Genomic DNA, 23,630 nt, shown 5'->3' with positions numbered 1-23,630 from the left:
GCTACCCGCTCGATCAGCCAATCAGCTCGTTCCGCAACCCGAATGTCGCCGAAAGACATCTTGTGCCTCCGCCAAATAGGTCGAAAGCCCTTGAATCATATTTGCAAAATCCGGGGAATCACTTTTGGGGATCCCGTAGCTCTCTGACAGAGGGCGCAGGGAAGGCCGGGCGCCGACTGCGCCCGCATTGCCGTGTGCAAAAAGTGGAAACGACGCACACGGGTTTGACAGGTACAGCCGGGACATCCCGGCCTTCCCCGCGCAATGGGTTTACGGCTTATACGTACTCTCCCCGGGGAACGGCCTTTCTTGCCCCCGTTGCCAAGCCCGCACAGGCGGGCCGGATAGACGCCAGGGTCGCGGCGCCAGGACCACACGATTTCACCGTACGCCGCGAACGTTTCGTCGGGCAGGAATGATCCCGCCTGACGCCGCAGCGTCCATCGCAACCCGCGCCAACGTTCGTGACGACCGCGAAGCGTCCCCTCGTGGAGGCGCGGGCTGAGCAGACCAGTGCCAGTGATTTGCCCGACATGGCAAGGACCAAATTCTGATTTTCAGATCAAAACTTCGTGAAATCAGCACTGCAGGATGGGGTAGAGCGCAGCGAAGCCCATCGCCTCTGTTGCGGAGGCATGATGGGTTTCGCCTCGCTCAACCCATCCTACGACTGTTCCACCCCCGGCACACGGCCGGGCCCGCTCACGGCGTCACGGTGAGCGTGCCGGTCATGTCCTCGCGCTCCCAGTGCGGGCCGCAGAGGTAGGTGTGCTCGCCCGGCGGCAGGTCGATCGTCATCGATGCGCCTTCGCCCGGCAGGAAGCGCTCGGACTCCGGCTTGCCGGCGTCGCGGAACCAGAAGCTGTGGGTGGTGCGCTTGTCGACGTTGACGAACTTCACCACCGCGCCCTGTTTGACCGTGAGCTTGCGCGGACAGAAGGTGTGCTTGTACATGGCCACGACGGCTTGCGGCGCAGCCGCTTGCGCGGAGCCGAACTGCTCCTCGTAGCGCCTGGCCGCTTCCTCGCAGATCGCCGCCACTTCCTCCGGCGTGACCGCCCGTGCGCTGCCTGCAGAGATCAGCAGGACAATGATCGCGGCCAGCATTCGCATCAACGATCGCTCCAGGTACGATGGCTTCTGATCGAATCGGTCGCCAAGCGGATTTGGTTCACCTCTCCCCAGCGGGAGAGGTGATTCCCAATACCGCTCCAACGCAACCTCGTCTCAGCCTACTTCTTGACGGCGTTGATCTCGGCATCCTTGTTGTCGAGACCGAAGCGGAACTCAAGGCTGACGTGGTGGAACCGTGCCGACGTATAGTCGTCGTGCAGGGCAATGCCCATGGTGTAGAGCTGGCCCGGCTCGAACGAGATATCGCCCGGCTTGTCCGACTTCAACTTGCGGCTCATCACCACCGTCCAGGTATCGCCGTCGAGCTTGCCCTCGGCCTTCACCGCGACGCCGCCGCTCATGACACGCTGCGCGGCGACGTGGCCGTTCTCGGGATCGCCGCCCGAGCGGAAGCGCAGGAGATCCATGTAGGTGCCCTTGCCGAACTGGGCGGCAAGATCATCCTTGCCCTTGAGCTTGTCGCCGCCGCCGCGCGGGGTACCGTCGCCCTTCAGCTCGATCGCGCTGCGGGTTTCGGCAAGATACTTGGTCAGTCCCTGCGACAGGTCGATCTCGCCGGCCGCGGGACTTGCAGCAAGCTGCTCCTTCTTCGGCGCGTCCGGCATGTAGCGGCCGTCGTGATGGCAGGTGACCCAGCAGCCGGCCTGCTCGCCGCGTTCCACTTCCTTGCCGACGAACATGATCGCGAGCTTGGCTGCATTCGCAGGGTCCATCTTGCCGCCGTCGACGAAGGGCACGGGCTTGTGCGCCGTATTCTGCCACTGGATGCGGAAGTAGACGTCTTCGGCCGTGTAGGCGGCCTGCACCTGAACGTCGACGAACGCCCGCTTGCCGGGAATGGGCGTCGCTTCGGCCTTGTCGCCGGAGACGATCTTGGCGCCCATATCCTTGACTTCCTTGGCATGGCATTCGGAGCAGCGCTCGCCCTTGTTGAAGGGCCGCGCCCCGCCATGATCCTTGCCGGTCTGGATCCACTCGAAGGACGCCTGGCCGGGATAGAACAGCGTGACGGTCTTGGCCGGAACGCCGCTCCAGTCGAGCCCGCCGGCCGCCGCGGCGGCGGGCTTTGCCGCGTCCTGCGCCGGGGCTGCGGCGCCGGGCTGCGCCGGGGCCGCCGCGATCTTGCTTGCAGCGATTTTCTCTGCCGCGATCACCTGCGCGGCCGCCTCGATTTCGGCCTTGCGGGCGGCGGCCTGTTCCGCCTCGCGCTTCTCGACGCGGGCGAGGCCCGCGATGTAGCTCTGCGGGATCTCCCTTATGTAGCTCGCCAGCGGCGCTTCCATCTGCTCGAGCGTCTTCTCGTCAACCAGGTTGCGCACGTTCTTGTGCGCGATGCCCTTGTGGCAGTCGATGCAGGTGTTGCCGGCCTTCATCGCCTCGAGGTGCTGCTTGCGCGCACGCGGACGCTGGAATTCGGGGTTCATCGATTCGAGGACGTGGCAGTTGCGGCACTCGCGGCTGTCCGTCTTCTTCATCGAGGCCCAGACGTTGTTGGCGAGCGTCAGCCGCTTCTTGTCGAATTTTTCCGGCGTATCGATGGTGCCGATGAAGTGCTGGAACAGCTCGTTGGAGGCCTCGATCTTGCGGACGAACTTGTGCACCCAGTCTTTCGGAACGTGACAATCCGAGCACGCCGCGCTGACGCCCGTGCGGTTCTGGAAGTGGATCGTCGACGTGTACTCCTTGTAGACGTTGTCCCGCATCTCGTGACACGAGGTGCAGAACGGCATCGTGTTGGTCGCCTCCATCGCCGTGTTGAAGCCGCCCCAGGCGATGACGCCGCCGAGGCCGCCGACCGCCAGCAGCGACAGCATGGAATACTTCACGCTGGGCCTGCGCAGGGTGTGCCAGACACCGGCCAGCCGTCCGACCAGAGACGAAGGCTTGTTGTCGTCGTCGTTGCGCTCTGCTGACATCGGGTTCTCCATGCGGCGCCTCGCGTAATCGGGCGGCTGCGTTCAGAGGCCGACGGGACATACGCATCCCAAGGGCCCGGAGCATTTTCGGTTCTGACTGAATCAGAACCGAAGCTCTAGATTCTTGATTTGACGCGTTTCCTTGATGCGAACCGGTATCCACTTCGCCTGAAAACGCTCTGGATGCTGGGCGATGAAGTCAAGGTGTCAGGCAGGGCCCGGACCGGGCCCTGCCTGTATCTTGCGTCAGTAGATGTCGTGCTGCGTGTTGTGCACGTTGAACTTGCCGGTGGGCGTGATCATCTTCGGATCCTTGATCACGGTCTTGACCTTGCGGGTCTTGTCGTCGAACACGACGATCGCGGACGGTTCGGTCTTGCCGGCCCAGAGCGATACCCAGACCTCGCCGCCCTTCTCGTCGTATTCGGGGTGCACGACGCGCTTGGTCGCCTTGGACTCCGGCAATCCCGCCGCCTTGGCGACGTTGATCTGTTCAGGCTTCTTGGACAGATCGTTGATGTCGTAGACGTAGACGGACTCGGCAACGTCCTTTTCCGGGTTCTGCGGCAGGTCGACCCAGAGGTTCGTCGACTTGGGATGCGTCTTCACGAACAGATTGCCCGCGCCCGGCGTCTTGAGCTCCTCGACGACTTTCCACGCATACTGCTTGTACTTCGGATCGTCGGGCGCCGTGCCGATCAGAGTGACGACTTCATCGCCGAGGTGTCCCGTGGCCCAGACCGGACCGTATTTGGGATGCACGAAGTTGGCGCCGCGACCCGGATGCGGGATCTTCTTGGTGTCGACCAGGGCGGCGAGCTTGCCTTCCTTGGTATCCACCACCGCGATCTTGTGCGAGGCGTTCGCCGCGACGAGGAAGTAGCGCTTGGAGGCGTCCCAGCCGCCGTCATGCAGGAACTTCGCCGACTCGATGGTGGTCGTCTTCAGGTTCTTGACGTCGGAATAGTCGACCAGCAGGATCTGGCCGGTCTCCTTGATGTTGACCACCCATTCCGGCTTGATCTGCGAGGACACGATCGACGCCACGCGCGGCTCGGGGTGATATTCACCGTCGACCGTGATGCCGCGGGTCGAGACGATCTTGAGCGGCTTCAGCGTATCGCCGTCCATGATCACGTATTGCGGCGGCCAGTAGGAGCCGGCGATCACGTACTTGTCTTCGAAGCCCTTGAACTTCGAGGTGTCGACCGAGCGGGCGTCGAGGCCGGTCTTGATCTCGGCGACCACAGCCGGTTCCGCCATCCAGAGGTCGATGAGGCTGAGCAGGCCGTCGCGGCCGATCACGTAGATGTAGCGGCCGGACGCCGACAGGCGCGAGATGTGCACCGCGTAGCCCGTCTTCACGCGGGAAATGATCTTCTTGGTGTCGCCGTCGATCAGCGCGACCTCGCCCGCGTCACGCAGCGTGACGGAGAACACGTTCTGGAGATTGATCTTGTTTTCCTGCTTCGTCGGACGCTTGGCGACCGGCACGATGTCCTTCCAGGAGCCCAGCATGTCCTTCATGCCCCACTCGGGCGGGGTGTCGGGCGCCATCTGGATGTAGGTCGCGAGCTGCCTGATCTCGTCCTTCGACAGAATGTCGTCGAAATTGACCATGCCGCCGTCGGTGCCGTTGGCGATGATCTTCTCCAGGCGCGACTGACCCAGCTTGAGCGTACCGCCCTCGGTTACCTTTCCGTCCTTGGCGGTCTGCTTGAACTCGGGCTCGAGGTTCTTGCCCGTGGCTCCCTTCCGCAGCACGCCGTGACAGCCGGCGCAGCGCTGGAAGTAGATATTCTTGGCTTGATCCTTCTCCTCTTTGGAGAGCGTCGGCGCCTGGCCATAGGCGACACCGGTCGTTGCCGCCATCGCAACTCCAACCAGGAGCCCCATTACCGAGTCGCGGACTGTCGGCTTCGTCATGATACGATTCCCTTCTCTTCGTTGAGATCGCGCGCAGGATAATTGTCCCGGCGCAGCGGTCCTTAACCGCGGTCAAGCAGGGTCCCAATTCCGTCCCCTTTCGGAACCGGCCGGCGTTGCGTTTTCGTCATGCGGGTGCGCAACAGCGTGGATAAGGCGCAGTCAGGACCGCACGATTCCGCTGCAAGCTGCGGCGTTTTGTCCGCGGCGTTTTGCGTGATCGCGATCCCCGCGGCTGAGAGGCCAGAGCGGCCGGAGCAGCCTTGATGAACGCGTTGAGCGATGAACGATCCGCGCAGGCGGTTGCCATCATCGTCAGAGGCGCTTCCCATGAAGACTTCGAACCATCTCGCGTCCGCCGTCCTTTCCCTCGTCATACTCGCCGCCACCGCCTTCCTGCCCGCCTCGGCGCAATCCGGCCCGTCGTCGCAGGAGCAGATGGCCTGCCGTTCCGACGCCGGAAAATTCTGCGCCGAGCACGTCGGCAAGCCGCCGCAGATGAATGTCTGCCTGCGCGAGAACAAGGCCAGGCTGTCGGAAGGCTGCCGCAAGGTGGTCGAATCGCGCGGCGGCTGAGGACGATTGTCGCGATGCCGTTGCGTTCCGGCGTCTCATCCGGGGGCGGCATCGCATGCCGATGACCGCCTCCGGATGACTTAGCCAGAGGTTTTTTCTGGTCAGGACCAACACCTAGACGTGCAGACGCCATTGTGGCATCGTTCGCCGAGCGACGAGCGATCGAGGAGGCACAATGCCCGACGACACGACGGTCCCGCTGCAACAGGCCTCCGACAACGCCTGGAAGACGCTGCAACTCTTCGTCACCACCGAAGAGGCAGGCCCCTACGCCGCCACATGGTCAGTCGACAACCTGCCCGAAGGCGGTGCGGGTTCGCTGTTCGGAACCAACGGCCTGCCCATCTACGATTACAAGGGCCGCCTGCTGTATTACGAGTTCGCCCTGCCATTGCAGAACGGATCGGAGTTCCGGGCACGGGCTGCGGCCACCAGGGAACTCGGCTCGCCGGTATTGCAGGTTGCCGCCACCCAGCCGTTCCAGCTTGCAGCCTGGCGCGAGCAGGCCCTGAAATTCGCCGCCCGGAACGGCTATGTGATCGACAACCCCGATCAGATCATCTGCTATTCGGTGCCGAAGCTCGGCCTGCAGGCGCACAAAGCATCCAACGCGAAATTCATCATCGACCTCGCTGCGCCGGTGGCCATCCCCTACCCGCCTGAGAATGCCGACGGCCGCGAAAGCTTGAAGGCGGATTCCGACGACCTGCTGCTGGTGTGGTCGCCGCTCGATGGCCGCGTGCAACGGACGAGCCTGGAAACCTTCGCGCTCAAGGAAGTCGCATTGAGCATGATCGCGGGTCCGCTCGCCGAGGCGCTCCCGGAATCCGTGCCGCCGACCCAGGCGGTGCTGGACCTGAAGTTGTCAGGTCAGCAAAACGCGGTCTATTGCGCCGTCGCTTCCGCCCAGATGATCCTGGCCTATCACGGCATCGACGCCACCCAGGACACCATCGCCGGCGTCATGCAGACGGGCCCCGGCGGCAGCACGGTCGAGAACCAGGTCGCCGCCTTCGCCCAGCTGTCCAACAACAGGTTCGCCGGCAACCTGCAAAAGCCTCCGACGTTTCCGCTCGGCCAGAACCAGGTCAATATCCAAGCGCCATACAAGAGCGGCGTTCCCGGACATGCCCGGGTCGGCGCGGGCTGGAAGATCCAGACGACGGGCGCCACCACCAGCAACTGGCTGTATATTTACGATCCCTGGCCGCCGAACGCGGGGCAGGTCTATTGGGAAGACTGGACAGCGGTACAGCATACCAACGATATCTTCGTCGACAGCCCGAGGGTGGCCTGAACGTTCCGGCCCGCCCGTCCGGCCATGGATCGGTGCGATGAACTTCGACCCAAGAGCCATCTTCGAGAGTTCGATCAAGAAGGAGCTGTCCTGCGACTTCAAGGATCAGATCGCGGTCGGGCAGGCTGTCGCGGTGGTCCGGCAGGACGATGGCGTCGACTTCTATCGCATCCCGCTTGAGGTCAACGGACGCGTCGTCGGCTTCTTCGATGTCTCCATCGCCGGCGCCGTGCAGCGCTACGGCCTGCAGGTCACCCGGCAAGCGGACATTGCCCGAAGGCCGCCCGACATCCTCGAGCTGGCGCCCGGCGATATCTGGAGCAAGGCGGCTGCGGTGGCGCCGCCAAACGTGACCGGCGTCGGCGATCCGCAGCTCATGAGCCTCGGGGCGCCCACCAAGATCGCCTGGCAGGCAAGGATGGTGCGCGTGACGGGCGAGCCCGTCACGGTATTCGTCACTCCCGGCTATTCGTGGATCGGCGGCGGAAGCGGCGGCGAGGTGGAATGACGGAAGCGGTGGCCGGCGCCACCCGTCACTTGCGAAGGTGTGCGGCAATCAGCGCGGCGGCCGACACCGGCTGCTCCAGCAGGCACAAATGTCCGGCGTCGGCCATGTAGCTGACGCGGCAGCGCGGCAGCCAGCGCGACAGCGTCTGCGCCGCACGGCGGAAGACGGTCATGTCCTCCTCGCCCACCGGCACCAGCACGTCGGACCGTATGCGCGCGAGCGATTGCGGCAGATGGCGAAATCCGTTGAAGCGCTGCATGCTGTCGTCGGAAAGCTCGCTCCACCGATGACGGGAGACAAGCTGCTCGAGGAGCTGCCACAACGCCGGGTGATTCCTCGCCGCCGTGAAGATGTCAGGCGGCGAGGTCATCCAGAGCGATGTCATCCAGGGGCCGGCGCCGCGGGCCTTGAAGAGGCGGATCAGGGCTTGGTTGAGCCGTTGCGCATCGGGGTCGACCGGCGCTCCGCCATAGGTCGGCGCCGCGAGCACGACGCGCTCGAAAGCATCGGGGAAGCGCGCGGCGATTTCCAGCGTCACCAGCGAGCCGAAGGAGAGCCCGACGAGATGCCGCACACCGCGCGCCAGCGCCGCTTCGCCGAGTCGCGCGGCAAACATGGACAGATCCTCGTCCTGCCGCAGCGAGCGCGATTCGCCGTGGCCCGGCAGGTCGACGGCCAGATGCCGCCACCCGGGCAAGTGCTCCCATAATTCAGCCCAAATCGAGCCATCCATGGTGTAGCCGTGGATCCACAACACGCACTCGCCGGATGAAGCGGTGGAGCGGGCCGCGAGTCCGTCTTCCCAGTGCAGCCGCACGATGTCGGCCATCGGTCAGGCCTGCTCTTCGAACTGCGCACAAAACTTGCGATAGGCGATCACGGCACCGTCTTCCGCCAGATATTGCGGAACGTGACGGGGGTTCAGCGACTCCCAGATCAGCCTGTCCGCCTCCAGGCCCTTGCGCGCCTGCGCGATCATGTAGTCGCACATCCGCCGGTCCGGCCCGTTGGCTCCGCCGATGCGCGGCATGGCGAACGACAGCCGTACCATGCAGCCCTCCGCCGAAGGCGTCGCCGTCGTGACCATCGCATAGGGAAAGGCGCCACCCATGTCGGTGACTACGACGCCGGGACTGAAGGCACGCACAGTGATGGGGACAGCGACGTTGCCGTGCGCGGCGGATTTTTGCCACGCAGATACCGGAACTTCCAGCACGCCAGTGCCCACCAGCTCGCCATCGGCGCCGGTCGCCACCTCGACATTCGGATGATTGTGCACCTGGTGGACGGAATGGAAGTGCGCGCCGTCGAATGCATTCTCGGCGACGAGTTCGTGCGGCGCGCGCAACGGCATCTCGAACCCGGGAACGATCCAGCAGCGGCGGTCGAGATCGCGCAAGCGCTCCGCAAGGCCCAGGTCGGCACCGCCGTCGAGACGGACGAACACCGAGCCGCCGACCGAGGCCACCTCATGCTCGCGGACGCCATGTTTGCAGCCCGCATCCGCACCGAGACGCACGCGCAGGCCGTGAAACGCGCAGACGATCACGCCATCCTCCGGCGTTCCGCGCGCGAGATCGGCGCCGCGATGCGGGCAGTCGGCGTCGAAAGCGCGCAGCCGTCCCCCGGCCGGATCCGAAACCAGCACCAGGCGCTGCGATCCCACCCGCGCCGGCGTCAGCGGCCCCGGCCCGATCTCGCCGAAGCCGATCTGATACCAGCCGCGATACCGCTTCATGGCGCGCCTCCATCGGTCAATTTCCGCCAGGACGCAGGCAGTTCGCGGCAGACGATGCGCGCCTGCTCGAGCGAGCGGATTCGGCCGCAGATCTCCGCGGACGAGGTGCGGACCGCTGCCGCCGCGACGGCACCGACTGTGCTGTCGCCGGCGGCGGCCGCGGCGATCAGGCCATATTTGTCGTCCTCGCGGCGCTCGCCGAGATAACGCTTGAAGACCACGCGGGCGCTGCCTTCCGCAAATTCGACCTGGCGGACCAGCGGTCCGAGACGCAAGCGGCTTGCCTGCTGCAACGCCTCGATCGATGCGGCGGCAAGCCGGGTCTTGCGGCCCTCGAAGACGCTGCATGACAGCCCAAGGCCGAGACAGCTTTCGACCTGTTCGACTTCGTTCGACGCGATCGGCCGCCCGTGGCGCGCGTCCACCACAAACGTCGAAAATCCCTGCGCTGCATCGGCAGGCACGGCGCGGCCGATCAACCGGGCAAGCAACAGGCGCAGGCGCCGGTGACAGGGACCGTCGAAAGCCGGGCGCGCCGGCGGGCGCACCGCAATGACGCTCCAGCCTTCGGCACCGATCGCACCGAAGATTTCGGAGGGGCGGCAGGGCAAGGCGGCATCGGCAAATCTGAAGGTCGGCGCGGGCATGACGCCGCTCTCATCTGGGAATTCCCCGGCGAGGCGGCATCGGTCGGGCGAAAGCTTCGCATCTGCGGTCACGAGTGCGTCACCCAACACGCCGGCGACGGCCTCGGTCACGTCGTCATCCGCTCCGCTTCGCTTCGCAAGCAGCATCGCCACGCAGCGCGGCGCCAGGGCTTCCGGCACCCTCGCAGCGGCAAAGGCGAGCGCGGCTCGCAGCCAGTGCTGCATGGCAAGGTCGGGCTGGCCGCGCTCCGCCGCAAGCCGCGCCAGGCACGCCTCGTCATAGACCCTGTCGCTCTCCGACAGGTTGCCTGCACCGGTGGCGAAGGCAGCCATATAGGCTTCCCTCGCCTCGTCGAGACGGCCGGCCGCGCGCAGCAGCCGCGCCGTATTGACCATGTTGACATAATGGAGCTGCCAGTCGAACGGCTCCGATTTGCCATTCTCCGCGGTTATCTCCTGCTCCAGCCGCAGCGCCTCGTCCGGATTTCCGATCCGCGCCTCGGCGAGCGCGGAAATGTTGCGCAAATAGAGATCGTCGATGCTCCCCGGGGCGACAGTCCCGGGGAAGGCCCTGGCATCGGCGAGGAACCGGCGGCCGGCCGCGGCGTCGCCGGACATCACCAGCGACCAGCCCTTCGCCTTGACGAGGAAATTCCCGATGCCGGTGACGCTGCCTGAAGGCGCGCCGGCTTTCGCAGCATCCGCAAAGCGGTGCATGGCGATGCGCATGCCCTGCTGTTGAGCCCGGAGCGCGTCGCGGGCGTCCGGCGCGCGCTCGCAGGCAATGGCGCGGTCGAGCAGAAGCAGCGCGATGTCGTTGGCGCCCTGGCCGAACAATTGCCATGCCTGTTCGGCGAGAAACGCAGGTGCGACAAAATAATTGTTGCCATGGATCTGCGCATAGCATCGCAACCACGCGACGCCTTTCGCGGCGGCGGCGAGATCGTCAAAATCGAAGCGGGCGACCCCGGCGGGCGGCCGCCGCGCCGATGGCGGCACCAGGTACGACTCGCCCGTTTCAATCAGCAACGGCGCCGCTTCCGCCAGATCGAGTTCGGCCAGCAGCGACGGCGTGAGGATCCCCGGAACGAGCGCAAGCAGCCGGGACCGGCCATCCGGCGCCGCCGCCTCGCGCGCAGCGGATTCCGTCGAGGACACTGCTTCGAGGCGCCAGGCCGGCGGCAAGTCCGGCGGCGGCGGACCGCCGCATACCAGGGCGAAGCGATGCGGCCCCTCGCCCAGACCTCGCTCGAGAAACTGCAGGAACCAGCGGTTGTCGGCGCCGAGCGCGATGCCGAAGCGCGGCGCGATCACCAGCACCGAAACCAGAGCATGGCCGTGCAACCACTCGATCAGCGCAGCCGCAAGCTCGAGCGCGCGCAGCGCCACGCCATTGCCCCGCGCCTCCGCGTCGATGCCCCGGCTGATCAGTCCGGCATAGGAAAAGCCGCTGGCAGCGAACGGCGGCCGGGCGGGTTCGGGAAAGGCGAGCCCGGCGGCATCGAACAGCTCGCGCGCGGCGTGATGGCCGCGCCACCCGCCGAGACCGAGATCGGCGAGCAGGATCCGCCCCGGCGCGCCGGCTCGCGCCCCAGCGGAAGCGAGCAACTCCACCAGCCGGTCCGCCGGCAGCACGCCGACCGGCCTCAGCCCGGGCGAGCGGGTTATGCCGGACGCCGGCGGCGGCGCTTCATTCCGGCGCGACGACGCCACTGACACCATCATCGATCAGCTTGCCAATTGCCAGCATGTACACCGTGGAGTGGTTGCAGCCGTCGATGCCGAGCAGGCCGTCCATGTGGCGATCAAGATAGCCTCCCATGTTGCGCACGCCCAATCCCATCGCGACCGCGGCGAGATTGAGGTTCTGAGCGACATGCCCCGCCTCCAGCAATGCGAAGCGATATCCGCGCCCGCCATATTTGAAGGTCGAGCGGTCGAACAGCGCCGTGAGGAAGATGACGATCGAGCTTTCTTCGGGAATTTCCCGCTGGAACAGCAGGCCCCCCGCAATGTCGCGCGAAAGATCGCCGTCGCGCAGATGGCGAAGGTCGTGGCGGGTCGGATTGTAGTGGAACAGCCCCGGCGGCAATCCTTCAATGGCGACGCTGTGGAAATAGATTTCGAGCGGGTAGAGAGCGCCGCCCGACGGCGCCGCGCGGAAAGAACGCGAGAACACGTTGCCGCGGTTGTCGGAGGTGATGCCGTAGCCGAGGCTGAGCAGCGAGGCGAGCGCCTCGAGCGACATCGGAACGGCCGCGAGCTTGCGCGCGGTACGCCGCCGCAGGATCGCATCCTGCACCGACAACGAGAGTTGCGTGGTCGGCGCCGGCAAGGCATAGCGCGGGTGGCCGTCATAGGGCAGCGTCTGATGCATCTCGCCCATGCGGGCCAGCACTTGCTCGTTCGACATCGCGACGTCGACGGGCGAGACCTTGGAGTTCTCGTGAAAGAGCTCCCAAAGCCGCTCCTCGCCGCTTTCCGGCTCGCGCAACTGGTCCCACTTCAGCATCGCGCGGCGCTCCATCAGGGGTAGGGATGCGGCGCCGGATTGTCGGCACCGCTTCCGGGAATGCCACGAAAGCCCAGCTTCTGCGGCACCTCGCGCAACCGTCGCCCGCCCAGCGCGCGCAGCTGGTGCCCCATGTGGAGGGGATGAAAGCCCGGGACCACGGCACGAACGACCTTCATGCCCAGTTCATCGATGTCGGAGCTGGTGACGTCCGCGACCAGCACCTGCTCGCCGACGGCGGATATGCGGGCGGCGACGGCGTCGAGGTCGCGCATGGGATCGCCTGTCGCGAGATTGGGCAATTCGTCGAACTCGATCCGTTTGCGCGATCCGAAGAGGAATGCCGCGTGATCGAGATTGCGCGGATCGACGTAGAAGTTGAGGTGGGTAACCTGGTCGACGACCGATTCATACAGCGGCGGGTCCGGCACCAGACGCGGCGCATGGTCGAGGATGTATTGGCAATAGCGCCTGGTGTGGGCGAGCTCTTCCAGACTCTTGCGTACGGCTTCCTCGGGATCCGGCGACGATGAACCGGCCACCACCAGAGCCGGCATCGCCGGCATGGCGCCCCGCAGGGTCGAGAGCACCGCCGGAACGCCGTGGTCCATGGTGAGGTCGAAGATGGTGACCGATGCGCCGCTGTGCTCCAGCCGCTGGACGATGTCGTAGTTTTCGTCGCTCAGCGTCTCGACCCGGATCTGCGCCGGCGCGTTCATGGCCTGCCAGGTGATCATCACCGCGTCGCGTTCGATCACTTCGCAGACCCCGTTGAGCGCCGCCCGCGGCCAATCCATGTGACAGGCAAGGCCGGTCGAAATCGGCTGGTCGATCGGCGCATCGCCGGTGCCGAGATAGTAGGTGTAGGGCATGTAGACTCGGGCGGCCGGCACATGAACGACCGCGCCGCTCGCCAGATCGCGTGCCGGCGTCCAGCGCACGCGAACATCGCGGCGGAACGGCACCCAGGGAAAGCCCGGCTGATCGTACTGCTCGGGCAGGTAGAGCGCGTAGGCCTCCGGCGGCGTGCATGCGAAGCCGGCGGCGTCGAAGCTGCACAGCGGCATCGCATCGACGTCGAAGATCGCCGAGCTGTAGCGTTCGACGGCCTCGCCGACCGCCTTGGCCATGGCGCCTTCGCGGCGTGTCGAGGCGCCGCCTGAATCGCGAAAATTCCTCTCGCGGGCAAAAGCGCGGGTATCGCAGGCGCGCGCGCGATAGTGAAAGAAATTCGGTCCGCCCGCTTCCCTCTGCACCTCTTCCAGCTCGCTCAGAATGCCGACCGCCGGGTCGAGCAGGGACTCGAAGGCACCGGCGAGCGCCGAGTAGTCGGGATTCTTTCGCTCACGTCGAAGGAGGGGGATCAGGGATGTATTCCTTCTTGTCGAGATTCACGGCTGAGACAGTGCCGGTGGTGCCGCAGGCGACGCAGCGCGGCACCTTGAGTACCTTCCGGCGCGCGACCGACGGCTCAAGCAGCTTGATCTCGATCATCGTGCCGACATTTCGGTGCGGAAGCGTGCCGGCGAACTGCTTCGACAGCTCCATCGCAACGACGTTGCCCAGCATGGCGGTCATCATCGGGTGATAGCCGACAGCCCAGGTGCCGGCTTCGGACGGCAATTCCGCGACGCGGTAGCCTTCCGCATCGACATGATTGGCGTTCTGCCGGGCTCTCAGGCATTCCAGGCAAGCCGTTTCGCCGGCGATCACAAGCGGTCCTATCTGGCCGACATGGTCGCGAAGCACCACCGGCAGGAACGGCACCTTGTGGTCCACCGCGTAACGATTCAGCGGCCGCAGCAAGTGCTGAGCCCCGGTATCGGTCGCCGCGACGATGCAGCCGATCGCGGTCATGTCCGTGTCATCCAGGGCTTCCGGGCCGAGCGGCTGCTTGACCCCGCCGCTCCATTTGTCCGCGATCAGTTCGCCCGTACCGGCAAAAAAACCAGGTCCGCGCAGGCTGGGACGGTCGGCAACATCGTAGTTCTGCGTGCCGCATTCGGCGAGCGCACGGGCAATGCTGAGGCTGAGCGCGTTGACGCCCAGCACCAGGATGTATTGCTGCGCAAGCGACCGCGCCGCCCTGCTCCAGTTCGCATCGAAGTTCCAGAAGAAGATGTCGGCCGATGTTTCGGGCGCGGCGCCGTCGGCGTGAACGCCATCCTCGATGAGGATGCGGCAACTGATCAGCGATCCCAGCAGGCGATCGGCCGCCTGCTCGATACCGGGAAAGCTGGACGCCAGCGACGACGTCAACTCCGCCCGGGTCATGCCGCCCTCACCGGCGAGCGCGAACAGGACATTCAGGATCTTCTCGACGCCCTCGCCATGCACCCGCAACACGGTGCAATCGCGCCGCAGAACGGCGCCGCCGTCCACCTTTATGACGTCGGTCGGCAGCGCACGAAGCTTTTCTATCGACAGATCGTTCACGGCTGGCTCATAGCTCCGGATGGCTCATGGCAACGCAGATTGTCGGGCACCTGCTGCTTCGCTATGCCGGCACCAGGACCGGCTCGGTGAAAGAGGTCCTGCTCCGGTGCAGCGTGTAGCTGCCCTGGAAGCGCCGGAAGAGATTGCGGTAGGTGCGGTGAAACTCGTCTTTCGGCAGCCGCGTCGCGGTCACCGCGTTCTGGGTGTCGAAATAGTCCCAGTTCGGACGGCCGTTGGGCCGCAATTCCGTTACCGATTCGAACGTGCTCAGCAGCGGAGTTCCCGGCAATGGTGTCAGAACGGTGAAGGAAGGATAGGCGATCTTGTGGTGTTCGACGAAACGGATGAGCCGTTCGAAATCGCGATGCGTATAATCGGGGTTGACGACGAACTGGGCGAACACATCGATGTCGAGCTCGCGCGCCGCCGCCAGGCCTTCCTCTATCTTGGCGACGTCGTAGCCCTTGTTGTACTCCTTCAGGTCCTTGGCGGAGAAGGCATCGATGCCGATCAGCAGGCGCTCCAGGCCGATCTCGCGCCATGCACGCAGCACGTCCTTCTGCCGCACCAGCGTATCCATTCTGCAATAGGCAAACAGCGATTTGCGGATTCCAGATTGCCCGATGGCTTGGGCGAGACGCAGCATCCGGCGCCGATTGATGAACGCCTCGTCGTCGACCAGGAAGACGTAGTCCTCCCTGATGGAACGCAGTTCCTCGACGAACGGATCGGTCTGCCGCATGTAGTAGCGGCCGTCCGTCATCTGCCAAAGCGAGCAGAAGGTGCACCGATATGGACAACCGACCGAGCTGCGCACGCAGGCAACCGGCTTCATCCAGTCGATGAAGTAGGAGGCGCGGTCGCCGTGCGTCAGGGCGCGATCGGGAAGCGGCATGTTTTCGAGATCGACGGCCGGCCTGCGGCGCGACAATTCGAATTCGCCGTGCCTGCGATGCCACAATCCGGGAATACCAGCGAATTCGTCGAAATTGCCGACGGCAAGTACGTCCAGCAATGCGCCAAGCGGTGCCGTGCCCTCGCCCGAGACGACGAAGTCCAGTGCATCGACAAAGAAGTCCTCCGGAAGGAACGTGGCATGGTGGCCGCCCGCCACCGTCCAGCACCCCGGGCGCAACGACTTCACCCGATCGCAGACGGCGATCGCTGCGGAAACATGCATCGAGAACGCCGTCACCCCCACGATATCGGGGGCAAAGGTCTCTATCACCTCATCGAGATCGTCGGGATGGAGCCGGAGATCGAGAATTCGGGTTTCATGGCCGCGCGCCACCGCGACAGCGCCGAGGTACTCCAGGGCCAATGGTTCTGCGATGGCTCCCAAATCGCCGCCCCAATCGGGGTCGGTGCGAGCCTTTGGCCATACAAGCAAGAGCCTCAACTACTCTTCTCCGATCATCGTCATAGCCGCAACTTCCCGGGACCCGATGCCTGTCAAACCGGCATCGCGTCCCGTTCGGTCGTATCGGAGGCGCCAGCCTCTTGATCAAGAAAGGCTTGAGGTCAGATGACTTGAGCAACCGGCTTCGTGACGGCCGTCGCACAGCAGCACGGTGTGCAGCAGCAATTCGTTCCGGATTCGCTCGGTTCAGCCGAGGCAACCGCCCCGGAGAAGGCGGACTTGATGACTTCGATGTCGCCGAGGGTTGCCTTGGCGGCATTCGCCGTCACGGTCCCCACGGTGAGGGCGGCCAGGTCGCTTTTGGTGATGGCCTTTCCGGCCGCGGAAAGCTTGCCGATCTGCTGTGCAGACAGACCCATTTGCGTCACGAGGGTATCGGCGGGCAGACGATCTCCAGCTGTGGGCATGGTCAATTCCTCTGGTGCAAAAAATGTAAAGGTGCGTCGCAGAGTCACGTCTAATCAAGGTTGATACTACCTTATAGCTTATCTTTGGGCAAGGACAACCTGACGCTCAACAACTTGGCGTTCATCAGTCCGGTTCGACAAGCCTAACGCGTCCGCTGGCAATGCCCGGATCGCGCCCGAAGAGCGGCCTCCACTCCGTCGCTTCACGGACGCTCGCCTCGACTTCATTCATATCGTCGTCCTGGCGCTGCTGCTTGCGCTTCTCGGCCCATTGCCGGCGGCGTTCGGACTTGCGTCTGTGCTCGGCGCGGCGGGCGTCGTATTGCAACACGGTAGCGCGCACTCTCGCGAAAGAGTCGTCCGGAGCAGCGCGTTCGCGCGCCGCAACCTGCTCGGTTGCTGCGGCCGGTTGCGGCGGCACGACGGTGGGTTGCCTGGCCGGTTCGGCCACGTCGGTCGCGGCCTGCGTGGCCGCGGAACCGGGCGCCGTTGGCGCGGCGCCGTTCAACGCCTGGATCGGCTGTGGCGACATGCGTTGTTCCAGCCGGGTCACCTCGCTGCTGCGATGTTTCGGCTGTTGCGGGCTCATGATTTCGCCGAGCACCAGCCCGCCACCGAGACCCGCGGCAATCGCGGCAATCACGGTCGCCGCGCCGGCAAAATAGGCTGATGTTGCGCGCATGGTTCGTCTCCCTCCGACGCGGCAACGTGCGGGGGAAAACGATGTTCCGGCTTGTGGAGGACGAGAGCGCGGGAACCCGCGTCAGATCATCGAGGCGACGCGTTCCAGCCCGATGATACGGGCGAGCGCGCGGACTTCTCTCTTCTGGTCCTCGCGGAGCTGGAACAACAGCGGCATGGCCGCCGACTTGAGCTGCGCGACTTCCTCGGAGTCCGGATCGATCGGCGGCGCGCCGGCCGCAGGATCGGCCTGCTTGGTCGAGTGCATCTTGCGGGCGATGGCGCGCAGCGCCTTCTCGACGCCGGGCCAGTAGGACTCCTGGTCGGGCGAGAGCTTCAGCCGCTCCTTGATGCCGGCGATCTGCACGTCCGAGAGCAGCGTGTAGTTCTTCTGCGCCGCAGGCTTTGCGGCAACCGGCTTCTGCTTCGGCGCGGGCGGCGCGGCGGTGACGTTCGGCACTGCGAGGTCGGAGGGCGCTGCGGCGGCATAGGCCTGGCGCAGCGGCTCGGGAAATTGCGGAATGGCAGCCTGCTGCGGCTGCACCGCGGCGGTCGCGAGCGCGACGACGGCGAGCTTGTCGGCCTTGGCCTGCTTGTTGGAAACGGGATTCTTGCCGACGGCGGGGGCGGCATAGTTGGCGCTGATGGCCGGCACGCTGTCCCGCCCGAGGATGGAGGTCGCGGCCGCCCCGACCACCAGGATACAGGTCAGCGCGACAATCGTGATGGCCCGGGTCAAGAACGTCTCCATTTCCGCCGATCGCCTGACGCAATTTCCCGAAAAGTGAGGGTGAATTAAGGCTTAACGGAGCTGTCCAAAGATTTGGTAAACGGCAAGATCAGCCGAAATCAGGTCGAATCGACCCGAAATCACCTCAAATCAGGCTGCAGCGGCGAGATCGTAGGCTTCCTGGATGTCGGAAACGATCTCATGGGCCTCGAAAAGGGCGTCCGAACGGACCGACTTCAGGCTGACCGTCCAGTTGCTCCGCCGGGTCGGGGGCATGCTGATGATCTCGAATTCGACGTTGCGGCAGAGCGGGTGCCGGGCCAGCGCGTTGGCCACCCGCCAGCGGATTTCCTCGATGGAGGCCGGCCGTTTCGCCCAGAACGCTTCGAGGTCCATATCCATCCCTCTTCCAGCGCGGCCCGAAGTGGCGGCGGGCCGTCATCCCGGACTATTGTTGGAGCGGACATGGTTAATGGCGCGTTAAGGCCGGGTTTCGGGAGCGCACGCCGCGCGATGGCAGGAATGGAGACGACAACCACTGCTGCGGCAAAGCCTTCGGTGCGCGCCGGCGTGCTGGCCGCCGCCGTCGTCTCGGCCGTCACGCTGCTGATCGCGACGTTCGAGCTGTCGATGGCCGATTTTCCGTCAGCGCTGGTGCTGATGGGGATCGTGCCGCTGGCGGCGCTGTTGTTCTTCGCCTGCCTGCTGTGGTCGGCGTCGCAATTGCTGCGCATCCGGAAGGATGGCGCGAAGTTCGCAATACCCTTTGCGATCTGCGCGGCGGCGCTTCTGGCGCTGCAATATGCGCCGTTGCAGCAGATTTATCTGAGCCAGAATTTCTGGCGCCACCGTGCCGATCGCGTGCGCATCGTGGAGAAGGTGGAGAACGGCGAACTGTTGCCCAATGTCGATTACAACAAGAACCTGATCGCGCTGCCCCGCCGTGACGCAAAAGTCTCCGCCGGCGGCGACATCGTCATCGAGGATGCCGACGAGGGCGTCTATGTGCTGTTTCTGACCTCGCGCGGGCTGAAGCACTACTTCACCGGCTTCCTGCGCGTGCCGCCGAACGGCGATCCCAAGAAATTCTTCGAATTCGCCGACAAGCCGCCGTCGCAGCTGGTGCGCTACGACAGGGAATGGTGGTTCGTGGCGAACTAGCTCCGCTGTCGTCGCCCGGCTCGACTGGGCGACCCAGTTTTCCAGAGGCGCTTGTGAATCGCTGAGAGGTCGCGGCGTACTGGATCACCCGCTTCGCGGGTGAAGACGACGGGGCGCGGCTAAGTCAACCTGATCCGTTCCGACGCCGCGCGATATTCCGCAACCGTGCGCGCGACGAGTTCGTCCACCGGCAACACGGCATCCACGCCCGAGGTCGAATGGCCCGCACTCCAAATGTCGCGCCAGCGTTTCGGGCGGCTTTCGCGGGCGCCGATGTCGATGTCCTTGCCGATGTCGATGGCGCCGCGGGCGGGCAAATTGTCGGGATCGAGACCGGCGGCCGCGATCGAGGGCCGCAGCATGTTGGTCTGCAGCCCCGTGAAAGCTGAGGTGAGCAGGATGTCGTCGGCGCTGCTCGCGACCAGCATCTCCTTGTATCTGATGTCCGCCATGCTCTCGCGCGTGGCGATGAACTTGGTGCCCATGTAAGCGAGATCGCAGCCGAGTGCTTCGGCGGCGCGTAGCGCGTGGCCGTCGCCGATGCCGCCGGCGAGCACGATCGGGCCGTTGAAAAAGCCGCGCACCGCGCGCACGAACACGAACGGGTTGAGCCAGCCGGTCTGCCCGCCGGCGCCGGCGCTGAGCAGCACCAGGCCATCGGCTCCGGCCGCCACCGCGCGCTCGGCGTGGCGGACGCTGGCGACGTCGGCAAACACCAGCGCGCCGGCGTCGTGCAGCGGCTGCACCACCGGTGCCGGCGAGCCGACGGAGGTGATCACCATTTCCGGCCGGTGACGCAGCAGGATCCTCACATCTTGTTCGAGCCGCGCGTTGGAACGGTGCACGATCAGGTTCGGGCAGATTGGCGCGGGCTGCCTGCCACTTTCATCGGCGTGACGGCGCAGCCGCTCGCCGATTTCGGTCAGCCAGGCATCGAGCTGTTCCGTCTCGCGGCAATTCACCGTCGGAAACGAACCGATCACGCCGTTGCGGCACGCGGCTACCACCAGCTCCACGCCGGAAACAAGGAACATGGGCGCCGCGATCAGCGGCAGCGAGAGACGGTCGCGAAAGCGCGCGAGTGGATCGGCTGTTTGCAAAAGAGCGTGCCCTTGCTAGCGTTGCCGGCAAACATTGGCATGAGAGAAGCCAAAGACAAAGAACACACACCGTCATTCCGGGGCGGTCTGCAGGATCGAACCCGGAATCTCGAGATTCCGGGTCTGGTGCTTACGCACCATCCCGGAATGACGGGCGTGCAAAAAGGGAGAACACCCATGCGCGATCCGCTCCACGCACTTCCTGTCGTTGGTGAACAGACGTTGCGGGCGCTGGCGCGCTACCCGTCGCGCACGGCGTTTTCCTGGCCCGGCGGCTCGATGAAGTACCGCGCTGCGACCGACATGATCGGGCGGATGCAGGGCGTATTCGCCAGGCTCGGCTTTGCGCCGGGCACGCGCGTGGCCTTCCTCACCGCCAACCGCGCCGACACCTGGTGCGCCGGCGCTGCCGCGCAGCTGTCGCGGCTTGCGATCACCTGGCTGCATCCGCTGGGATCGCTCGACGACCAGCTGTTTCAGCTGGAAGACTCGGAAGCCGAGATGCTGATCGTCGATGCGGCCGCCTTCGGCGACCGCGGCGGCGATCTCGCCTCGCGAGCAAAGGGCCTCAAGACCGTGTTCACGCTGGGCCCGGCCGGTTACGGCAGCGACCTGCTGCAAGCCATGGAGGCGGCGGGCAGCACGACGGCGCGCAGTCTCGCCGGCCCCGACGATCTCGCGACACTGAACTACACCGGCGGTACGACGGGAAAATCCAAGGGCGCGCTGCGCTACCACCACCAGCTCTCCGGCTTTGCCAACGCCATCCTCGCCGACTTCGAGATCCCGGACCGGCCCAGCTATCTCACGGTGGCGCCGATCAGCCATGTCGCCGGCACGAAAGTGCTGCCGACGCTGATGCGCGGCGGCACCGTGCACATGCTCAGAGGTTTTGATCCCGAGGCGGTGTTCGCCACCATTCAGCGCGAGCGCATCAATTTCACGCTGCTGGTGCCGACCATGATCTACGTGCTGCTCGATCACCCCGCACTATCGAAAACCGATCTCTCCTCGCTCGAATTGCTGCTCTACGGGGCTTCCGCAATGTCGCCGAGCCGGCTGGTCGAGGGCATCGAGCGGATCGGCCCGGTGTTCTCGCAGCTCTACGGGCAGACCGAATGCTACCCGGTCTCCGTGCTGCGCAAGGCCGACCACGATCCCAGGACGCCGGAGCTGTTCCTGTCCTGCGGATTCCCGATCTCGGCCTGCGAGGTGAAAATCCTCGACGACAACGACCGGGAAGTGGCCATGGGCGATGCAGGCGAAATCTGCGTCCGCGCACCGCATGTGATGGCGGAATACTGGAAGCGGCCGGACATCACGGCCGAGACGCTGAAGAGCGGCTGGCTGCACACCGGCGACATCGCTCGGGCCGACGAGCGCGGCTACATGTACATCCTCGACCGCAAGAAGGACATGATCGTCTCCGGCGGCTTCAACATTTTCCCGCGCGAGGTCGAGGACGTGCTCACCCAGCACGCCGACGTCGCGATGTGCGCGGTGGTCGGCGTGCCCGACGACAAATGGGGCGAGGCCGTCACCGCGGTGGTGGTCGTACGCGAGGGCGCGCGGCCGAATGCAGAGGAATTGATCGCGCTGGTGAAGACCAGGAAGGGCTCGGCGCATGCGCCGAAGCACATCCAGTTCGTCAAGGAGCTGCCGATGACCGGCGTCGGCAAGGTCGACAAGAAGGTGCTGAAAGCGAGCTTCTGGACCGGCCGCGACCGGATGGTGGGGTAGTGATCCTGATCAAGTCCCTCATGAAGATATTCAGGCATTAGAGCCCGCCAGCGACGCGCAAGGAGAATACCGGGCCATGAGGGTGTCTTGAGAAGACTGGCTTTGGCTGCGGCCGTCCTGATCTGTATTGCCGTGCCGCAACGTGCCCTGGCAGCTTGTGGCCATGAGAGCGTGTCCGTCTCGGGCACGGCCGAAGAGATCGCGGATGCCTGCCGGGCGCTTGACGAAGTGCTGTCCTACTTCAGGAAGATCGGATTCCAGCCCGACCCGAACGTCAGCATTGCGTTTTGGGATCAAGTCGAGATCGACATGTTCCCGCAAACCTACAAGCCCGCCGGCAAGGAGTCCGTTGGCAAGAGCCAGGTATCGGGGAGCTACGATTTTCGCCGCCGGGAACTCCAGGTCACTTCCGGACGGCGGCAAATCCGCAGGGACCGCAGTCCATGGGGCATCGAGTGGGGCCAGCCGATTGCCTACTCGATACTCCAGCACGAATTGGCGCATGCCATCGTCGCCGGCCTGCTCGGCAGCGAGTATCAAAAGTTCGCAAAGGCGTGGCACGAGTTCATCGCCTATTCCGTCCAGTTCGCCGTCATGGATCCCGAGCTCAAGAGCAAGGTTCTCGCCAATTACCCGGATGCCAAGCCCTTCCAGTTCCCTGAGAGCGTCAACCCTGTGGTTTATGCCGCCGACCCCGATGAATTCGGAGTCTCTGCGTATCTCTTTACGGAAGCGAATCACGGTCCCGGATTCATTCGACGGATTCTCGCGCGAGAAGTGCCGTTCAGCATCCGGGAGTTCGAGTTTCTCTGGGTGGATTGAACGCGGGCTCCACGGAGCCGGACGGTGAGCCACGTCGCCGTCAAGACATGCGCGTCAGCAACCCCGATATTCCGGCTTGCGCCGGCCGATCCAGGCATCCAGCGCCTCGCGAACGTCATGGGTCGGCACCATGCGGGCGAACTGCTCGCTCTCGATGGCAAGACCTTCCGCGATCGAGGCGTTGAGGCCGCGCGTCACAGCGGCGATGATGCGCGAGGCGGTGAGCGGCGAATGGCGCAGGATGCGGCCGGCGAGATCGAAGGCGGCCGGCAACAGCTCATCCGGCGGCACCACGCGATTGACGACGCCGAGCTCACAGGCGCGCTGGGCTGAGAAGGTATCGCCGGTCAGGAGATGTTCCAGCGCGCGCTTGCGCCCCGCAAGGCGCGACAGGCGCTGCGTGCCGCCGAACGTCGGGGGAATGCCGATGGCGATCTCGGGCTTGGCAAACACCGCCGTCTCGCTTGCGACCGCCAGATGCACGGCCTCGGTGATCTCGCAGCCGCCGCCGAAGGCGATGCCGTTGACGGCGGCGATGATCGGCTTCGGGAAGGCTTCCATCCGCGCGGTCAGCGCCTGGCCCCGGCGCACGAAGGCGCGCACCGCCACGTCAGGCCCCTGCCGCACGCTCTCGGAAAACTCCTTGATGTCGGCGCCCGCCGAAAACGCCCTCCCCGCACCGGTCAGGATCACCGCGCGCAACGCGGCATCGTCCTCGATCATGTCGAGCAGATGCATCAGGCGGTCGACCAGCGCGTAGCTCAGCGCGTTCAGCTTGTCGGGACGATTGAGCGTGAGCACGGCGACGCTCCTGTGCACTTCCATCAGCACCAGGTCGGACATTTCGAAACCTCCGTAGCCAACTGGAAGCAGGCTTAG

General features: G+C 65.1%; 22 protein-coding genes. 6 read left to right on the top strand and 16 right to left on the bottom strand.

Going from position 1 to position 23,630, the window contains the following annotated elements:
- Window positions 1–702: 702 nt before the first annotated feature.
- The 3 genes from HZB49_RS04220 to HZB49_RS04210 all read right to left on the bottom strand — a co-directional run bounded on the left by HZB49_RS04220 (window position 703) and on the right by HZB49_RS04210 (window position 4,976).
- Complete coding sequence (locus HZB49_RS04220) at window positions 703–1,113, bottom strand: cupredoxin domain-containing protein (RefSeq protein ID WP_291609241.1); 411 nt, start codon at window positions 1,111–1,113, stop codon at window positions 703–705.
- Between the two features lie 119 nt (window positions 1,114–1,232).
- Window positions 1,233–3,050: a NapC/NirT family cytochrome c gene (locus HZB49_RS04215; protein WP_291609240.1), complete on the bottom strand. Its 1,818-nt coding sequence runs from the start codon at window positions 3,048–3,050 to the stop codon at window positions 1,233–1,235.
- Between the two features lie 246 nt (window positions 3,051–3,296).
- Window positions 3,297–4,976, bottom strand: coding sequence for a cytochrome D1 domain-containing protein (locus HZB49_RS04210; RefSeq protein WP_291609239.1), 1,680 nt, complete (start codon window positions 4,974–4,976; stop codon window positions 3,297–3,299).
- Window positions 4,977–5,306: 330 nt separating this feature from the next.
- Between HZB49_RS04210 and HZB49_RS04205 the strand changes: the two genes are divergently transcribed.
- The 3 genes from HZB49_RS04205 (at window position 5,307) to HZB49_RS04195 (ending at window position 7,357) form a co-directional block, all read left to right on the top strand.
- Window positions 5,307–5,552, top strand: a complete 246-nt coding sequence (locus tag HZB49_RS04205) for a cysteine rich repeat-containing protein (protein WP_291609238.1) — start codon at window positions 5,307–5,309, stop codon at window positions 5,550–5,552.
- Window positions 5,553–5,727: 175 nt separating this feature from the next.
- The gene (locus HZB49_RS04200; RefSeq protein WP_291609237.1) at window positions 5,728–6,849 is read left to right on the top strand and encodes a C39 family peptidase; all 1,122 of its coding nucleotides are present in this window, start codon (window positions 5,728–5,730) and stop codon (window positions 6,847–6,849) included.
- Between the two features lie 37 nt (window positions 6,850–6,886).
- A complete protein-coding gene (locus HZB49_RS04195) occupies window positions 6,887–7,357 on the top strand; it encodes a hypothetical protein (RefSeq protein WP_291609236.1) in 471 nt (156 codons plus the stop codon).
- 25 nt (window positions 7,358–7,382) lie between these two features.
- Here the strand turns inward: HZB49_RS04195 and HZB49_RS04190 are convergent, their stop codons facing one another.
- The 11 genes from HZB49_RS04190 to HZB49_RS04140 form a co-directional block, all read right to left on the bottom strand.
- A complete protein-coding gene (locus HZB49_RS04190; protein WP_291609235.1) occupies window positions 7,383–8,186 on the bottom strand; it encodes an alpha/beta hydrolase in 804 nt (267 codons plus the stop codon).
- A 3-nt stretch (window positions 8,187–8,189) separates the two neighbouring features.
- On the bottom strand, window positions 8,190–9,095 hold the full coding sequence (locus HZB49_RS04185; RefSeq protein WP_291609234.1) for a Rieske 2Fe-2S domain-containing protein: 906 nt from the start codon (window positions 9,093–9,095) through the stop codon (window positions 8,190–8,192).
- Window positions 9,092–11,467, bottom strand: coding sequence for a hypothetical protein (locus HZB49_RS04180; RefSeq protein WP_291609233.1), 2,376 nt, complete (start codon window positions 11,465–11,467; stop codon window positions 9,092–9,094). The genes HZB49_RS04185 and HZB49_RS04180 overlap by 4 nt, the downstream gene beginning before the upstream one ends.
- Window positions 11,433–12,254, bottom strand: coding sequence for a SagB/ThcOx family dehydrogenase (locus HZB49_RS04175; protein WP_291609232.1), 822 nt, complete (start codon window positions 12,252–12,254; stop codon window positions 11,433–11,435). Before HZB49_RS04175 ends, HZB49_RS04180 begins: the two co-directional genes overlap by 35 nt.
- A gap of 14 nt (window positions 12,255–12,268) precedes the next feature.
- The gene (locus HZB49_RS04170; protein WP_291609231.1) at window positions 12,269–13,510 is read right to left on the bottom strand and encodes a YcaO-like family protein; all 1,242 of its coding nucleotides are present in this window, start codon (window positions 13,508–13,510) and stop codon (window positions 12,269–12,271) included.
- Between the two features lie 88 nt (window positions 13,511–13,598).
- The gene (locus tag HZB49_RS04165) at window positions 13,599–14,690 is read right to left on the bottom strand and encodes a TOMM precursor leader peptide-binding protein (protein ID WP_291609230.1); all 1,092 of its coding nucleotides are present in this window, start codon (window positions 14,688–14,690) and stop codon (window positions 13,599–13,601) included.
- A gap of 61 nt (window positions 14,691–14,751) precedes the next feature.
- On the bottom strand, window positions 14,752–16,032 hold the full coding sequence (locus tag HZB49_RS04160; RefSeq protein ID WP_291609250.1) for a radical SAM protein: 1,281 nt from the start codon (window positions 16,030–16,032) through the stop codon (window positions 14,752–14,754).
- Between the two features lie 179 nt (window positions 16,033–16,211).
- Window positions 16,212–16,517 (bottom strand): hypothetical protein, encoded by a 306-nt coding sequence (locus HZB49_RS04155; RefSeq protein WP_291609229.1) that lies wholly within the window; start codon window positions 16,515–16,517, stop codon window positions 16,212–16,214.
- Window positions 16,518–16,641: 124 nt separating this feature from the next.
- Window positions 16,642–17,199 (bottom strand): hypothetical protein, encoded by a 558-nt coding sequence (locus tag HZB49_RS04150; protein WP_291609228.1) that lies wholly within the window; start codon window positions 17,197–17,199, stop codon window positions 16,642–16,644.
- 81 nt (window positions 17,200–17,280) lie between these two features.
- Window positions 17,281–17,937 carry a hypothetical protein gene (locus tag HZB49_RS04145; RefSeq protein ID WP_291609227.1) on the bottom strand — a complete coding sequence of 219 codons (657 nt, stop codon included), beginning with the start codon at window positions 17,935–17,937 and terminating at the stop codon, window positions 17,281–17,283.
- A gap of 141 nt (window positions 17,938–18,078) precedes the next feature.
- A complete protein-coding gene (locus HZB49_RS04140) occupies window positions 18,079–18,324 on the bottom strand; it encodes a hypothetical protein (protein ID WP_291609249.1) in 246 nt (81 codons plus the stop codon).
- 126 nt (window positions 18,325–18,450) lie between these two features.
- Here HZB49_RS04140 and HZB49_RS04135 point away from each other — a divergent pair, with 126 nt between their 5' ends.
- The gene (locus HZB49_RS04135) at window positions 18,451–19,089 is read left to right on the top strand and encodes a hypothetical protein (RefSeq protein ID WP_291609226.1); all 639 of its coding nucleotides are present in this window, start codon (window positions 18,451–18,453) and stop codon (window positions 19,087–19,089) included.
- A 119-nt stretch (window positions 19,090–19,208) separates the two neighbouring features.
- On the opposite strand, the gene HZB49_RS04130 is transcribed toward HZB49_RS04135, so the two are convergent.
- Window positions 19,209–20,189 carry a nitronate monooxygenase gene (locus tag HZB49_RS04130; RefSeq protein ID WP_291609225.1) on the bottom strand — a complete coding sequence of 327 codons (981 nt, stop codon included), beginning with the start codon at window positions 20,187–20,189 and terminating at the stop codon, window positions 19,209–19,211.
- A gap of 177 nt (window positions 20,190–20,366) precedes the next feature.
- On the opposite strand from HZB49_RS04130, the gene HZB49_RS04125 reads away from it, so the two are divergent.
- Complete coding sequence (locus HZB49_RS04125; RefSeq protein WP_291609224.1) at window positions 20,367–21,929, top strand: AMP-binding protein; 1,563 nt, start codon at window positions 20,367–20,369, stop codon at window positions 21,927–21,929.
- 102 nt (window positions 21,930–22,031) lie between these two features.
- Window positions 22,032–22,751, top strand: coding sequence for a DUF6639 family protein (locus tag HZB49_RS04120; RefSeq protein ID WP_291609223.1), 720 nt, complete (start codon window positions 22,032–22,034; stop codon window positions 22,749–22,751).
- Window positions 22,752–22,805: 54 nt separating this feature from the next.
- Here HZB49_RS04120 and HZB49_RS04115 read toward each other — a convergent pair whose 3' ends face one another.
- Complete coding sequence (locus HZB49_RS04115; RefSeq protein WP_291609222.1) at window positions 22,806–23,594, bottom strand: crotonase/enoyl-CoA hydratase family protein; 789 nt, start codon at window positions 23,592–23,594, stop codon at window positions 22,806–22,808.
- Between the last annotated feature and the right edge of the window lie 36 nt (window positions 23,595–23,630).

This window comes from Bradyrhizobium sp., from assembly GCF_016219575.1.
Lineage (GTDB): Bacteria > Pseudomonadota > Alphaproteobacteria > Rhizobiales > Xanthobacteraceae > Bradyrhizobium.
The sequence above is the reverse complement of the archived record's forward strand: the minus strand, read 5'-3'. Positions and strand labels throughout refer to the sequence as shown.